This window comes from Bradyrhizobium sp. ORS 285 (assembly GCF_900176205.1).
Lineage (GTDB): Bacteria > Pseudomonadota > Alphaproteobacteria > Rhizobiales > Xanthobacteraceae > Bradyrhizobium.
Window position 1 is genome coordinate 7,078,083 of the sequence record NZ_LT859959.1, and the last position, 15,715, is coordinate 7,093,797.

Genomic DNA, 15,715 nt, shown 5'->3' on the forward strand with positions numbered 1-15,715 from the left:
ACGGCTTGCGCATTGGAATAGGATGTCATATAAATAATATGACATGAAGAAGCCGAGTTCCACCCCGCCGCGCGACCTCACCCCGGCCCAAGCCCGTGCCGCCCGGGCGCTTCTGGCGTGGTCCCAGCAGGATCTCGCCACCAAGGCCAACATTGCCACGTCGACCGTCGCCGATTTTGAGCGGGGACGGCGAACACCGGTGCCCCAGAACGCGGAGGCCATGCGGGGCGCGTTCGAGCGCGCCGGAATTTCGTTCCCGGAGGGTGGCGTCGTCAGAGGGCCGGCGCTGCCGAAGCTCGCCGACCTCACAAAGACGGGCGCGCCGATCCGATATGTGAACGGCACCGACTTGGCTCAATGGGCGGAGCGCCGGGATGGTCAGGCTTCCATGCCGACCCTCATCGCCAAATTGGTCCGGGCCAGCAGTGACGCTTCCCTGCACTTCCCTTCAGATGAAGCCATCCAGTTCGCAGGCTGGGACGGCACGACGCAGGCAACGACCGGGTCCGAATACGTTCCGGCCGGATCAACGGGCTGGGAGATCGGGACTCAGCGCGAAAAAATCGCCGGCAAGGCAGACGGTGATTACACGAAGCGGAGCAAAGATTCGCTGGGCCTTCCTCAGAGCGAGACCAGCTTCGTGTTCGTCACGCCACGCCCTTGGCCCCAAAAGGACGAGTGGGCTCAGCAAAAGCGCGCTGAAGGCGTCTGGAAGGACGTCAAGGCCTACGACGGTACCGACCTAGTCCACTGGATCGAGCAATATCCAGCAGTGGGCCAATGGTTGGCGACGGCGCTAGGAAAGCGCCCGCCTGGTGTACGTCGGCTCGATGAGTTGTGGGATGAATGGTCGCGCGCCACGCAGTGGCCGCTTCCTCCTGATCTGGTCCTCAGTGATCGCAGTGAAGACAGTGCAGCTTTGCTCCGCTGGCTGCGGGGCGAGAACTCGGCGATTGCGTTCCAGGGCGAAAGTTCAGAGGAAGTTGCCGCGTTCGCCTACGCAACCATCAATCAACTCCCCGCCGACATCGCGGAGCACTATTTTGCACGCTGCGTCGTCGCCTCGAATTCCGATGCCGCCCGACAGCTTGCCAGCAGCCGCACACGGCTGATTATTGTGATCCTTGAACCCGAGACAGGTGTTGCGGAGGCGATCGCGGCCAAAGGTCATCACGTCCTGGCGGCGTTTGGGGAGAACCCGGGGGCGCAAGGTAGCATCAGGAAGCTGTCGCGGCCTTCACGTGATGGTATCGAAGCGGCTCTGATCGACAGCGGCGTTCCGGAAGACAAAGCGAAGACCTTTGCACGCGATTCCGCACGAAGCTTGGCGATCCTGCGCCGCTTGATGCCGGGCGTCGCGAGCCGGCTGCCGCAGTGGGCTCAGGGCGCGATCTCGCGGTCGTTACTTGCCGCGTTGCTGGCTGGCATGTGGGACGAAGGCCGGGAAGCCGACAAGGCCATCATGTCGCGTCTGTCGGAAATGTCCTATGAGGCCTTCATTACCAGCATCGCGCCGTACGCCGGTGAGTTTGACAGCCCACTCCGCAAGGTCGGCCCAGTCTGGAAGGTCGCATCGCCCCGTGATGCTTGGCTGCTATTGGCTGCCCATTTCACGGCCGCCGATATCGATCGGTACCGCGCCGCCATCATCGAAGTCTTGAGCGCGGCCGATCCGCGATACACTTTGAGCCCGGAAGACCGGTGGTATGCATCGATGCGGGGCATCGAGCCGGAATATTCCGCCTATCTGCGACATGGCTTAGGCGAAACGCTGATTCTGCTGGCGCTGTTCGGCGATCGAGCGGCGATGGTGCCGCACGCCTCGCAATATCCTGACATGGTGGTCCGAAAGGTGCTCCGCGGTGCGGACGGACAACGGTGGTGGTCTCTGTCCCGGGATTTTCAGCTGCTTGCCGAGGCTTCGCCTGAGGAATTCCTCTCGGCCGTGGACGACAGCCTCGACAACGACAAACCGCCAATCGCGGCGCTCTTCGGTTCTGATGAGAGCCCGATCTTCGGCAGCGCCGAGCATGTTTCCGACCTGCTGTGGGCGCTGGAGTCGCTCGCGTGGGCTCCGCAACTCCTGCTCCACGTTTCACTGGTGTTGGCGCGGCTCGATCAACTCGACCCTGGCGGTCGGTATCTTAACCGGCCGGCGGCGAGCCTTCGCACGGCGTTCCTGCTTTGGAGCCCGCAGACAAATGCAACCTTCAGCCAACGATTAAAGGTGCTGGACCGGATCAGAAAACGTTACCCAAATCCGTCATGGAAGCTGATGCTGGGCATTCTGCCAAGCGGCCACGATTCCTTCTCGCCAACAGCAACCACGCGATGGCGCGATTTCTCTACCGATAAGAAAGAAGTCGTCACCTATCAGCTGATCGGAAAAGGCGCCGAAGCTGTCCTGGACCGCCTCCTCGAAGACGTCGGCTCGAATGGGGCCCGCTGGGCCACGTTACTTGGACGGTGGAGCGATCTTGGCGACAGACGGCAAAAGGCGGCCGAGCAGCTGAAGCGGGTCGCCCAGGGCAATCTCACCAAAGAGGATCGGGAGCTGCTGCGCGCCAAGCTTCGAGGCGTATTGCACCATCAGCGCAGTTTCAAGGACGCTGACTGGGCATTGCCGGAAGAGGACGTCGCCGAACTCCAGGGGATCTATGATGCCCTCGCGCCGCTCGATCCTATCGAGGGCATTGCTTGGCTGTTCGAGACCTCGGTGTCATTGCCCAATCCGACCGGCGACTGGCAGAAGGACCAGCAATTACTTCAGTCCGAGCGGGCTGCTGCCGCAGAAACCTTCCTGCGCGACAACGGGACCGAGCGACTGTTGGACCTGATCGATGCCGTTCGTGAACCCGGCTACCTTGGGCAGTCGATTGCGGAAACCAGCGTTCCTGAGAACACTCGCAGGGAACTCCTCGTGCGCGCGCTCCGCAGCGAGCGGGAGAAGGATCAAGCCTTCGCGCGGGGCCTTGTCTGGAGCTGGTATTTCGCTGCCGGCCGCGGATGGGCCGAAAGCTTGTTTGATGAGGCACTGCAGGGTGCCTGGGGCGACAAGGGACTCCTGACGATCCTTCTGGCTTTGCCGTCAACGGGCTGGGTTTGGAGCCTCGCGAAGCGAGCGGGCGAGGCCATCGAGACATCGTATTGGAAACGGCTCAATATCCTGTGGAGCAAGGAAGATGATGCCGACCCCGCCTATGCGGTTGAGAAGCTGATCGAAGCCGGCCGGGCACGCGCCAGCATCCACTTCATTGGCTACCACCTGCATGACGGTAAGAAGTTCCCCTCTGATTTGCTACTGAGGGCGTTGCTTGAAGCCGTGCGGCAGCCGGTCGAGAGTGAGCTGGATATGAACGACCGAACGATGTTCCAGCACTACGCCCAGGAGATCTTCAACCAGCTTGACCAGGCCGACGACGTGTCCACCGACACTCTCGCGAAACTCGAGTGGCAATACTTGCCGATGTTCGAGCATTCAGAGCGCAAGGCCAAGGCCATCATGGCTGAGCTCGCCTCAAAGCCCGATCTCTTCGTTGAGATGCTTGCCGCGGTCTATAAGCCGACTGAGGATAGCGGCGTAGTCGATCCGCCGGTCGAGAATGAAGAGCACGCCCGCAAAATCGCAAACCAGGCTTACAGGTTGTTGCGGATTTGGGACGTCATACCGGGCACCGAAGCCGACGGATCGATCGATGGTGCAAAGCTTGAGGCCTGGATTAAGGAGGCACGCAAGCTCGCCCATGCCAAGGGTCGGGGTCCGGTTGCAGACGAGAAGATCGGAGAGCTGCTTTCGGCCTCCAAGGTCGACGCAGATGGCATCTGGCCCGTCGTTCCGATCCGCGAAGTTATCGAGGCGATCCGTAGCCGGGATCTGGAAACCGGGATGATGATCGGAAAGTCCAATCGCCGAGGCGTGACAACGCGGGCAATGGGCGAAGGCGGCGATCAGGAAAGGAGGTTGGCGAAGCAATATCGAGATTGGTCCGAGGCCACCGCCTTTGACTGGCCGCGCACGTCGGGAATCCTCGAAAATCTTGCCAAAAGCTATGATCGTGAGGCAAAGGCTCACGATGAGGATGCCGAACGCCTGGATTGGCGATGAACGCATTTGCCGGCGTGACCGACAGGATGAGGGCAGAGTGCAAAGCGATCTAAGCGAATCTGATAAAGAGAGTGAATACTATTCACTCCCAGAAGAGGCGATTCAATATCTTCCTGAAGAGTGGCGGAACCACTTCCAAGCGATGACGGACAATGGGCGCGCCATCCTGGAATCCGTCGACACGGAGCTGTCGCAGCTTATCAGGATATCGAAGTCCTTCACCTCGCTGGTGGCCCTGAAGCATGTCGCAAAACGGCTGGAAAATTACAAATTCGCCGCCGAGATGGACGCCATACTCGAACTTGACATGCTCACGACGGCATTTGTCGTGACGTACGTACGCCTGCATCACGGTGGAAGCGGCAGCGGCTTCTCACGTGACAGCCTTCCCGAGAAGCTCCGCGGAATCCATGACCAGATCCTCGAAATGAGGAACAAGAGATTTGCCCACATTGACGATCATCACTCGGTCTCGAACGCAATGGAGATCGGGTTTGAGGGCAACCATTTTCTCGTCAATTTCAATCTTACGCTGGAATATCAAATTGGCGGCGCCCCACAGTGGCAGGAATTGGTCAAATTCCTCGACACGATGACCGTCGAAAAGATGGAGAAGCTGTTGGCTAGGCTCAAGGCAAAAACCGGTCACGATTGGACCTGGCCGAAAGGTCCCGCGCCGGACTAGCCGGCTGCCGCAGCGTGGCCGTGCCACCGAGGGAATCGTGTAATCGCAAATGCGATTGCACGACAACTATAGCGCTAACCCATTGACAGCCCATTGCGGCGCAGGAACTCTGCCAGACGTGCACCGACTTCGGGAAACAAGAACGATAGCGCGGGCATCCATTCCTGCGGCGGCGCGTATTTTGGATCCCCCTTGCGCAATTCGGTACGCATCATCTCGCTCCGTGAAGCCCATTTCCCCGTTGAGTCCTGGCTCTTCAGCAACTCCTTGTGACCCGCCACTTCGACGGCAAAGCCAAACGCAAGCAGGCTTTCCGGATGCTTTTGGGCCGTCTGGTGCGCGCACTGTATCAACGTGTCAAACTGGCATCCCACACCGTAGCCCTTGAGGGCACTCAACACGGCATTCATCATCCCTCTAAAGCTGTTTTCCCATGCTGGCCGGTCTGGTACGGCAACGTTGCGCTTTGCAAGTTTCTCCTTGATCGCGAGCCAGCGATCCTGGTGTTCCGGCCTCCCCTCCATCTGCCGGGTCATGTTTATCGTCCAGTAGGCAATAACTTCATCACGCAATTGCTGGTCAGAGCACTTCGCCACTTCAGTCTCATAATCGAAATAGTAGGCCCGATCGAAATAGTAGGCCCGTTGCTGCTCGATCTCCTTCTTAACCGCACTAAAGGGAACGATAGTTTCCTGCCATTTGTCGCTGATCTCCCCAGCATTGTAGAACGGAACGCGATAGTGGCACCGCAGGTGAAACTATTTGGATACTTCCGATAGGCGAGCCGTTTCCTCGTCGACGACAAACACGTTCGAATTGTTGGAGAACAACAGGTCGTCCGTGGTCATGCGCCTATAGTCTTCCGAGAAAGTTGCCAAAACCCAGATCACGTGGGCTCCAACATCGCGATAAAACATCCTACGGCTCACCACGACATCCAGAAAGGTCGTCCATAGCTGCGCCTCAAAGGCAAACCACCCTTCCGACGAACTCGCCTGCACGTCGGGTTTGCGCCACATTTGAGGATCGTCTGTCGCGTTCCAACGCTTCTCTTGAAGGATTGTCTCTGTGTCGAATGCCGGGTCCGCCCGCAAGCTGCGTTCGATAAGCTGCTTGATCCGCTTGTGGGCTTCGCTCTCGCGCAAACCGTGATATTTTCGCGCACGGATCTCCTCTTCGCTTAACGCGCTCCGCGTTACCGCGGGGCATGAGCCATCTTCCGTCTTGTGGCGAAAGAAGAAACGTTTGCGCATGTTGGCGACCAGGTGAACCGGCGTGCCGCAAATCGCGCATATGTGCCGTGGCTGCCCCTTCTTTATCGCCTCCCGCATCGCGACGCGCGCCTCAACCAATTCCCCATACTGGTGCGACGCTATGAGTGTCGTAGCCCGCTGTACCTCGCCGGAAATGAGGTCGATAACCTCCTCGATTTCGGGGTCATTCACTGGCGTCGCGAAGGCACGCGCCTCGATGGTAACATTGCGGCTGGTAACGGTCATTGGAGAGAATGCCCAAGCGTGGAGCCGAACGGGCGACCATTTTGGCCGATTCGCCTGCAAAATGGTTCAGATAATGTCGTTCTTGGCGTTGCCGTCACCTTGGCCACGGCAATGCCTTCACGCTTGCGTTCAAGGATGAGCGCTCGCTCGAATTCCGCGAAAGAGCCCATGACGTTCAGCAAGAGCTGGGACATGGGCGACGCCTCGGCCGTGAACGCAAGGCTTTCATTGACGAACTGCGCGCGGCCCCTTTCCGGTCAGCGTTCTCACCAAAGCCTGAAGGTCTTCGATACTACGCGCTAGGCGATCCATGGAATGGACCCCCGTATCGCCCTCGCGCATGTAAGAGATCAGCTGCGCGAGTTGGGGCGATCGGTATCTTTACCGGAGGCGCGGTCGGTGAAGGTGCGATGTACGTCAACGCCAAGAAGCTGCCGGTCGGTCTTCTGTCGACTGTGCTCACCCGTACATAACCGACGACCTGTCCCGTCACCTTCCCACGCCTTCATTTTGTGGCACAAATTCTGAGAGGTGATGACTCACGTGTCAACAAGAGCCGTCATTGATTTATCTGACACACTTCTTTGGGCGGGACCCACTGTGACAAATGAGTGCACCCCAAAGACACATAGTTTGGACTACACCAGGACATGCGAGAGGCCCCGACGTCCAACGAGGCCCTTCGCCGATCGAGCATTCCCGTACCGAAGCCAAACGCGAGCCGTTCAACGCTTAAAAGGTAAAACTTGTCTCTGCTAAGGACCTATGAGACCACCGGCATCACGGAAAAAGCTCGTGAAGTGCTCACGCCGGCCGGCACCCGATGTTAGCATAATGCCGGGTTGTGACAGCATGTATGGAGGCCGGGCACAACCCGGTACGCGACCCTATGCCGCGAGTGCGCGCCGATGCCGCGTTCGCTGCAGGATCACAAATCCAGCTCGCGCACGCCGATCTCGGCCAAGCTAGAATTGGTGAGGCCTCCAATGACATCGCGCGACCGGGTACCGCTTAGGGCATGCGATAGCCGTGCATCAACGATGAACTGCTGGAAGAACTCGATCTGTCCCCTTGTCTGTCGCTGGATTCCGCCTCAAACGCTTGCTCTCCTTTTGCCGCCCAAAGCGCCCGCGCTTGTTCCCCCCGATCGCTTTGGAGCCGATCGGCTATCCAGAGCAGCGCGCCGTAAATCACGGTACGGTCGTCACCTGTCAGCTCCACCACGCGAGCTTTGACAATGAGGCCGCCAAGCTCGATGAGGTGCCGCGTGCGCTTGCGGCGCTCGACCTGCCACGTGCGCATGTCATGTCGCGCCCTTGCGGCTTGATGCCGGTTGCGCGCTGCTCGGTTGCGTAGGAGCGCCATCTGTGTTGCGGTCAGGTGCTGCCGAAATTCGGCGTGCTCTGCTTTGAAAGAACGCGGCCCCGCGCTTGGCCCATGCCTCCTTCTTTCCCGCCTCTTTCGTCTCGGCCAGCACAATGAGCGCGCCGACCAGTTCGTCAGCGCTGAGCGCATCAGCTCCCGTAGCGATGACGAGCTCGCCCAGCTGTCGCACCTTGCGGGCTTTCAGCTCGCGTGCCTTATCGTCAAGCGCTTTCAGGTCCGCATCAAAGTCGCGTGGTTTGCGCATCGTCGTCTCCATCATGTCGATGGAAAATTGATAGCCGAGTGCCGATCGCAATGCTGTAAGGTCGTCAGGACGAGCTGAGACGGGGTAGTCCCTCCCGAGATTTTTTCGAGGGAGGGCGCGCTTATACGTCGTGCCGACGTACGCTTCGCTGTGTAGATGCTCTGGTCGCGATGGCGATCTATCATCTTCACGTCAAGGTTATCGGCCGGAAGGCCGGGAGCAGCGCGGTGGCATCGGCGGCCTACCGCTCGGGCTCGCGGCTGCGCGACGAGCGGCTCGGCCGGGAGCAGGATTATGCCGCCAAGCGCGGCGTCGTCCATTCCGAGGTGATGCTGCCGGAGAACGCGCCGGAAGCCTGGCGCGACCGCGAGCGGCTGTGGAATGCTGTCGAGTCATTCGAAGTCCGGAAGGATGCCCAGCTGGCCCGTGAGGTCGAGTTCGCGCTTCCGCGAGAACTGACCGAGGCGCAGGGGATCGAGCTGGCCCGCGACTTCGTTCGCGGCGAGTTCGTGGGTCTCGGCATGATCGCCGACCTCAACGTGCATTGGGACAGGGGTGATGACGGCATGCCCAAGCCCCATGCCCATGTTATGCTGACAATGCGCGCGGTCGACGAGAACGGCTTCGGCCAGAAGGTGCGAGGCTGGAACCGCACCGAGCTGGTTGAGCGCTGGCGTGAACGCTGGGCCGCGCTCGCCAATGAGCGGCTGGCCGAGCTCGATATCGACGCGCGGATCGACCATCGCAGTCTGGAAGCCCAGGGGATTGCGCTCGAGCCGCAAAGCCAGATCGGCGCGCCAGCCAAACGGATCGAGGTTCAGGGCATCGCAGGCGAAGGGTTTGAGGCCGACCGCGCCGAGATGCACCGCGAGATCGCGCACAACAATGGCGCGCGGATCATCGCCGATCCCACCATTGGGCTGGACGCCATCACCCAGCAGCAATCGACATTCACACCCCGCGACCTGGCAAAGTTCGCGCACCGGCACAGTGACGGGCTCGACCAGTTCAATGAGGTGATGGGCGCAATGCAGAGAGCGCCCGATCTGATCGAACTCGGCAAGGACGCCCGCGGCGAGGACCGTTTCACCAGCCGCGGAATGATCGCAGCAGAACAGCGGCTGCACCGTGCCGCCGAACTGATGGCGGAACGGGAGCGCCATGAGGTGCGCGATGCGGAGTGCAGGGCCGCTTTGGCGGGTGCGGAAGCGCGCGGCTTGGTGCTTTCGCCCGAGCAGGCTGAAGCATTGGCGCATGTCACGAATAGACGCGATCTCAGCGTCGTGGTTGGCCACGCCGGGACGGGAAAGAGCGCGATGCTGGGGGTCGCGCGGGAGGCGTGGGATGCGGCGGGCTTCAAGGTCCGGGGCGTGGCGCTGTCCGGCATTGCAGCCGAAAACCTCGAAAGCGGATCGGGCATTGTGGCACGCACGATCGCCAGCCTGGAGCACGGCTGGGGACAGGGCCGTGATCTGCTCAAATCGAGCGATGTGCTTGTCATCGACGAGGCGGGGATGGTCGGCACGCGGCAGCTCGAGCGCGTGTTGTCCCACGCCGCCGAGGCTGGAGCCAAGGTGGTGCTGGTCGGTGATCCGCAACAGTTGCAGGCTATCGAAGCCGGCGCGGCGTTCCGGTCGATTCATGAGCGTCACGGCGGCGCCGAGATCGGTGAAGTGCGCCGTCAGCGGGAGGACTGGCAGCGCGACGCCACGCGCTATTTGGCGACCGGCAAGGTGGCCCGTGCGCTTGGAGCGTATCACTCTCACGGCATGGTGCATGAGGCCGAGACCCGCGAGCAGGCGCGCGGCGATCTAATCGAGCGCTGGGATCGGAAACGGAAGGCGTTGCCCGATCGGAACCGGATCATCCTGACCCACACGAACGACGAGGTCCGCATCCTGAACGAGGCAGCGCGCGAGCGGATGCGGGCAGCGGGCGATCTCGGCGACGAGGTGGGGGTGACGGTCGAGCGCGGCGCGAGAAACTTTGCCAGCGGGGATCGGGTGATGTTCCTGCAGAACGAGCGCGGCCTTGGCGTCAAGAACGGCACGCTCGGGACCATCGAGCAGGTCAGCGCGCATTCCATAGCCGTGCAGACCGACGATGGCCGATCTGTGCGCTTCGACCTCAAGGACTACAATCAGCTCGACCATGGCTATGCGGCGACGATCCATAAGGCGCAGGGCATGACGGTCGACCGCGTCCATGTGCTGGCGACGCCCGGCATGGATGCCCACAGCAGCTATGTCGCGCTGTCGCGGCATCGCGACGAGGTGGAGCTGCATTATGGTCGCGATGATTTTGCCAATGCGGACCGGCTCACCCGCGCCCTATCGCGCGGCCGCGCCAAAGACATGGCCTCGGATTACGATTTGGTCGATCCGGTGCAGAGCTATGCCGAGCGGCGTGGCATCAGCTTCCGCGAGCGCGTAGGCGAGATTGTGCGCAAGATCGTGCCGGAAAAGCTGCGCGACATGTTTGACGGCCTGCGCTCGCCTGCAGATGCCCAAGGGCCGGATCGCGAACGCAAGGCGGAGCAGGCATCGCCGGAGAAAGAGACAAGCGGGGCGGCAGCCGACTCGCGCGCAGCCGAAATGCCGGCAGGGAGCGTGGCGCAAGATCCCGACGCGGAAGCGCGTCGCGTCCGGACTCGGGCTCTGGTGCGCCATGCCCGCGCCGTGGATGCGATCTTCGCTGCGCAAGAGACGAGCGACAACGCCAACCCTACGCAAGTCAAAGAGCTGCAGAAGGCCCGCCAGGCCTTCGAAGAGGTGAGGCCCTTTGGTCCGCACGATGCCGAAGCTGCCTACAGGAAGAACCCGGAACTGGCACGCGAAGCGGCTGGCGGCCAAGTCAGCCGCGCAGTCCGCGCGCTCCAGCTCGAGACTGAACTGCGCACCGATCCGAGCCGCCGCGCCGATCGTTTTGTGGAGCGCTGGCAGAAACTCGCGCATACCAGCCAGCGCCAGTATCAGGCCGGTGACATGTCCGGCCACAAGGCCACGCGGTCAGCGATGGGCGACATGGCCCAGAGCCTCGAACGCGATCCGCAACTGGAATCCATCCTCGTCCGCCGCAAGAACGACCTCGGCATCGCGTTCGAATCAGGCCGACGGCTCGGGCAGGAACTGGCCTTCGCCCACGGCCTCGATCTCGGCAGAGGCCGGAGCATCGGAATTTGACCCATCCTTTTTACCGCCGACCCTACGCCACACCCGACACGTACGAAATCCACTTGTCCACGAAACTGTTGGCCTGTCTGTCTCAGGAGCCGTCAGAAACAGCGAGTGAGAGGCAGCTCGGCCATGCGCGAACCAGACCGTATCATCCGTTTGAAGACCGTCCTCGCCAGGACCGGACTGTCCCGGTCCACCATCTACCGCAAGATCGCCGAGGGCACGTTCCCGGCTCAGTTCAAGATCAGCACCAATGGGAGCGGCTGGCACGAATCCGACGTCAACCGGTGGATGGCAGATCCGGTCGGATGGCGTCCGAAGGGCAAGCTCGGGCAAGTCTCGTGACGAGGGCAAAAGCTCGCGGTTACGGAGACGAAACAGCTCAGCGCCAAATGTCCGCCATGACCCAGTGGTCGTTACGCTAGCGACGTGAGCCGCGTCGTTAGTTGAATAGCCGATCAGCGTTCGAAGCAAGCTTGGCCAATCGGATCCATCACCGGATCTGAACGACCGGCTTAACGTAGCCAAACATGCACGCCGGCCTTAGTCCGCCGCTCGGGCCGCCCTAAATAACAGCACAAGTATCTCAGGAAAAACCTGCAATCCAGGCAGGCAGCGGAAGCAGATTAATGGCAACGCGGTTTGCTGATCAGACTGCGGTTCTCACGAACGCCTCCGAGATCGTTCCCGACGCTCCAGATCGGCACGAATAGCGACAAGTTCGCGCTCGGCCTGCCGCAATTTCTCCACCCCTAAAAAGTGACCGATGACCCATTGGTCGATGTAAAGGCGTAAATCCGGGGTTGCCCGGCGCTTTGCGATCGCAAGCACCGCAGCCCAATCGGCCTGCCGGAAGCGCGTTAGTTGCTCCAGCACAATGCCGGTGGCCCCCATCGCCTTCAGGTCCGGCGCGCGAGCCGTAAGCCATATCCGCTCAAGGAATAAAAGGGTGACGGAGAGATGCGACATCAGATCGGCATTCTGCGTGCCGATAAAGGTGCTAGTTACGCGGAAATCGTCGAGCCCCCCGCTGGCGTCGCTCTGAAGGACGTTCCAAAGGGCATCGGCATCGAGAGCTACGTGGGCGTGGCGCCGCCGCGCGAGCTTAACCGCAACCTCGGCACTACGTTGCGGGTCAATCAGACCTGTCTCATAGGCAAAGGCAACAACAGGCTGGAGCCACACGCTTTTGACCTCGCCCGCGACGACTTCGGCAGCCACTTGGCGGGCATAAAGATCCTCCGACAGCAGGACAAAGCCATCGGCTGCGACATTGGCGGTATCCAGCGCGTCGGCACCAAAAGCCTCCGTCAGCGTGACGGCGAGATCTGAAGGCTCATCCGGGGCCGCGACCGCCACAACCTCGCAATTCGCTTCAATTTTCGTGATCTGCCCGGCGACGTAATTTCGTCTCGCTTCGATGTCTTCGCGGGTATGATCCTGGCGGATATACTGGCCGTCATGCCAGCCGACGGTCATTGACCGCCCTAGGCTCGCGAGTTCGTCTTGGTCGCGGAGCCGGTGGAGCTCGTCGATGCAGGATCGCGGGATAACCAGCTTTCCGAATACCGCCTTGACGACATCGAACACGTCCATGGTGGCGATGGTCCAGGCGGAATAGGTATCGAGAACCGCTCCGGCGGCGGACCGCTGCAGAAGGGCTTTACGGGCGGCGTCACGCTCCTGCGCCGTGCCCACGCAGGTGTCGATGTCATGCTCAAGCGAGCGGATATAGTCCGAAAAACCAATCGCATCGCCTCCAAGCCGGCTTGCGACCATGGCCATGGGCAGGTGCTGCAGAAGGTAGAGATCGGCAAGCCTGCGGTTGCTCTCTGAAACTTTCCTGATCTGGTCGAGCGCAGGCTGTACGTCGTCTCCCTCCATCTTCAGCGTGTAGAAGCCCTTGGCGTCAGGGAACCGCGTCTGAAAATTCCCCATGACGTCGTGCAGCGCATGCACGTATTTGTGCTTTATCTCCGCCACGCGCCACGTGATGTCGTCACCGAACGCGGCCTTGACGGTGAAGCTTTCGCCGATCTTGAGGCCAATCGCAGCCGCCGCAAGGGGATGGTTCGGACTGACCAGTCCGTCGGCCGGTCGATCCGGCCCCTCGGCGATCACGAAGGCAGCCGCTTCACCGCGCTCGCTTTCCAGCCGCGTCCACGTATCGAGGCCAACGTTCCGCGCATGTGGCGTGTGACGGCTTTTAGGATCTAGCATCATGAGCCCGAAGTAGCGCAATGCTGCCTCCGGATCGTTTCGCGCCGACTGAAGCGTGTCGTAAGCAAAGGCGAGTGCCGACTTCTGTAGGCCTTCCACGAACATGACCTGGGCGAGGTACATCTTTTGTCCAGGCGTTCCCCTGAGAGCCGCAGGCTCCAGCCCGTCAAGGATAGGCTTGATCTCGGCGTGGCGATCCATGCGGCGCAGCGTGGAGACGAGGATCAGATAACTCGTTAGGTCGTGGCTGAGCGCGATCGCCCTGCGGAGGCAGCCCTCGGCGTCCTTGAGCGCGCCGCGGTTGTAGTGCAGGAGCCCCTCGGCATGAAGATAGAATTCGAGATTCCTAATTTCGGGCCTGAGCCGCTGAAAGAAGCGGATCGCCCGCTGGCGGATCGGGCTGTCGTTCACGAAAGCGCGGGCGAGCGAGCGGAGCTCGTCACTGTCGTGATCTTCCGCGACAAAGCCGTCGAGCAGATCGGCAACTTTATCTGCGTCGCCGCGCCGGTCGGCGTGCATGGCGACCATCAGCCTCGCTGAGATGTGGCTGTCGGCGGCGAGCACTTTCAGCGCAGACCGGTACGCAATTTCGGCAATCGCGTCCAGGCCTTCCATCTTAGCGAAGTCGGCGACCACGATGCTGGTGCGTGCGTCCTCGGCAACCTCGTGCGCGATCGTCTTGATCTGCGCCCCCAGATCGGGCGGCCGCTCCATCTTCAATGCGGCCAATCGGCCCGCCGTAACCACGAGGGTGCGCTCGACGTCGGGAATGAGTTCGCTTGGGCTGCGACTGATCTCTGCCACGCGGCTCCACTCACCCTGGGCCGCGTGATAGCGGAAGGCGAGAATCGTGGAGTCGGGACCGACGGGAAGACGCTGCAGAAGATCGCGCGCAAGTTCATCATCTTTGCCCTCGATGGCCGCCAGCGCCGCCCGTTTGGCAATCTCGATGTCCCCTGGCGCGATCGCAATGCCCTGTCGAGCGACCTCCAACGCGGCGGGCAGATCGTCAAGCAGTTGATAGGCGACTATGAGATTGCTGACGAGCGCGGCATCTTCCGGCCGTACCACGCCTTCGGACGCCCGCGCCGCGTCCCACAGACCGCGCAAGACGGCAACCGCAGATAGGATCCTCGCGCGTTCATCCGGCGTAAGCAGATGGGTGCGCTGAACGCGACCATTGCGCAGGATTTCGTCGAGGTCCGCATCGGCCGCAAACTGGAGGGCATGGCGATCAGTTGGATAAGCACCGAGCGCTGCCCGCGCTGCATCCCACCATGCCGGCATCATCTCGCGGTGGCGGAGCGCATCGACCCGAGCAACAGAAACGCCCAATGACGCCTTCAGTCCGGACGGGACTAGGTCGAGCGGGTCTGCGACGGATGGATCGAACCGCGCGGCTTGAACAAGATATCCTGCCACGCCCTCGTTGTCCGGATCGGCAGCCAAGGCTGCCTTGCTAAAGGACAGTACCTCTTGCCACCGCCCTTGCAGAAGAAGTGAGAACGCCTTGTTCGCAATCGCCTTGGGCTCGGTCGGGGCGTGGTCGTAGGCGTCCGACAGAAGGCGGGCCGCCTCCGCGTCATCACCCAGAGCGAGGCGGCACGAGCCGATATTGGCCTTGATCCGGAACAGGATCCGGCCCGACGCCGCCGACTCCACCCGCGCGAGCAGACGTTCCAGCAAAGGCAACGCCGTGCGCGGTTTGCCGCTGTTGGCAAGCTCGCGATATTCGTCGATCTCGGCATCGAGGTGCGCCTCCAGCGCGCTGGCGCTGATCGTTGCATCGCCCGGCGCAAAACGAACGGTTTCGAAGCGCGCGAACCGGGCCTCGAGCTGGGAGAGACCCGTTTCAACCGTCGCCTTCACCTCCTGTTGGAGAACGGCCACGCTCTCGACGCGCTCGAGGATTTGGTCGCTGAAGGCGCCATAGTCCGGGTCAAACTGTTTGCGGGCGGCGGCATCCTCGCTGATCCGTTCCTCAAGAGTGTTCCAGCCCCAGACATAGATCAGGATCTGGCGACCCTGGTTCTTTTGCTCCAGGGAAAGTTCGCGGCCCAGCTCTTGAAGCGCCACGTCATCAGGCGCGGTCGTGATGATGAAATACTCGCGCAGCGCGGGCCGGAACGTGAGCGCCTTGCAGACCTCGTCACGCACCTCATCTTCCGTTAGGACTTGTCCGTCACCTTTCAGCTTGCACTGGATTCCGACGGGATAGGCCGGATCGCCATTGCGCACACCAGAGAGGTCGACGCCGTTCTGCCGCTGTCCGCGGCGACCGTTCCGCTGAACATTTGGATCTTTGAGCAATCCGCGCCACAGCACGACCGAGGCCCGTTCGAAGGCCTGTTCATCCGCCGGCTTAGGGATCTGTGTAGCAGCGAGCAAGGACATGACTGA

General features: G+C 61.4%; 9 protein-coding genes and 1 pseudogene. 4 read left to right on the top strand and 6 right to left on the bottom strand.

Going from position 1 to position 15,715, the window contains the following annotated elements; all coding sequences use genetic code 11:
- Nucleotides 1-43 precede the first annotated feature (43 nt).
- Nucleotides 44-4,105, top strand: coding sequence for a helix-turn-helix transcriptional regulator (locus tag BRAD285_RS31790; RefSeq protein ID WP_006612030.1), 4,062 nt, complete (start codon nucleotides 44-46; stop codon nucleotides 4,103-4,105).
- On the top strand, nucleotides 4,080-4,790 hold the full coding sequence (locus BRAD285_RS31795) for a hypothetical protein (protein WP_197696968.1): 711 nt from the start codon (nucleotides 4,080-4,082) through the stop codon (nucleotides 4,788-4,790). The genes BRAD285_RS31790 and BRAD285_RS31795 overlap by 26 nt, the downstream gene beginning before the upstream one ends.
- Nucleotides 4,791-4,864: 74 nt before the next feature.
- Here the strand turns inward: BRAD285_RS31795 and BRAD285_RS31800 are convergent, their stop codons facing one another.
- The 5 genes and pseudogenes from BRAD285_RS31800 to BRAD285_RS31820 form a co-directional block, all read right to left on the bottom strand.
- Nucleotides 4,865-5,386, bottom strand: coding sequence for a hypothetical protein (locus tag BRAD285_RS31800; RefSeq protein ID WP_006612032.1), 522 nt, complete (start codon nucleotides 5,384-5,386; stop codon nucleotides 4,865-4,867).
- A gap of 162 nt (nucleotides 5,387-5,548) precedes the next feature.
- Nucleotides 5,549-6,289, bottom strand: coding sequence for a DUF6035 family protein (locus BRAD285_RS31805; protein ID WP_035646442.1), 741 nt, complete (start codon nucleotides 6,287-6,289; stop codon nucleotides 5,549-5,551).
- Between the two features lie 98 nt (nucleotides 6,290-6,387).
- Nucleotides 6,388-6,782, bottom strand: a pseudogene (locus BRAD285_RS31810) (recombinase family protein); the annotation flags it as partial.
- Between the two features lie 518 nt (nucleotides 6,783-7,300).
- Nucleotides 7,301-7,591, bottom strand: a complete 291-nt coding sequence (locus tag BRAD285_RS31815; RefSeq protein ID WP_050886848.1) for a conjugal transfer protein TraD — start codon at nucleotides 7,589-7,591, stop codon at nucleotides 7,301-7,303.
- 1 nt (nucleotide 7,592) lies between these two features.
- Nucleotides 7,593-7,919, bottom strand: coding sequence for a conjugal transfer protein TraD (locus BRAD285_RS31820; protein ID WP_006612036.1), 327 nt, complete (start codon nucleotides 7,917-7,919; stop codon nucleotides 7,593-7,595).
- A 170-nt stretch (nucleotides 7,920-8,089) separates the two neighbouring features.
- On the opposite strand from BRAD285_RS31820, the gene traA reads away from it, so the two are divergent.
- Both traA and BRAD285_RS31830 read left to right on the top strand, forming a co-directional pair.
- Nucleotides 8,090-11,101 (top strand): Ti-type conjugative transfer relaxase TraA, encoded by a 3,012-nt coding sequence (gene traA / locus BRAD285_RS31825; RefSeq protein WP_006612037.1) that lies wholly within the window; start codon nucleotides 8,090-8,092, stop codon nucleotides 11,099-11,101.
- A gap of 123 nt (nucleotides 11,102-11,224) precedes the next feature.
- Nucleotides 11,225-11,440, top strand: coding sequence for an AlpA family transcriptional regulator (locus BRAD285_RS31830; protein ID WP_006612038.1), 216 nt, complete (start codon nucleotides 11,225-11,227; stop codon nucleotides 11,438-11,440).
- 318 nt (nucleotides 11,441-11,758) lie between these two features.
- On the opposite strand, the gene BRAD285_RS31835 is transcribed toward BRAD285_RS31830, so the two are convergent.
- Nucleotides 11,759-15,709, bottom strand: coding sequence for a hypothetical protein (locus tag BRAD285_RS31835; RefSeq protein WP_035646445.1), 3,951 nt, complete (start codon nucleotides 15,707-15,709; stop codon nucleotides 11,759-11,761).
- Nucleotides 15,710-15,715: the final 6 nt, after the last annotated feature.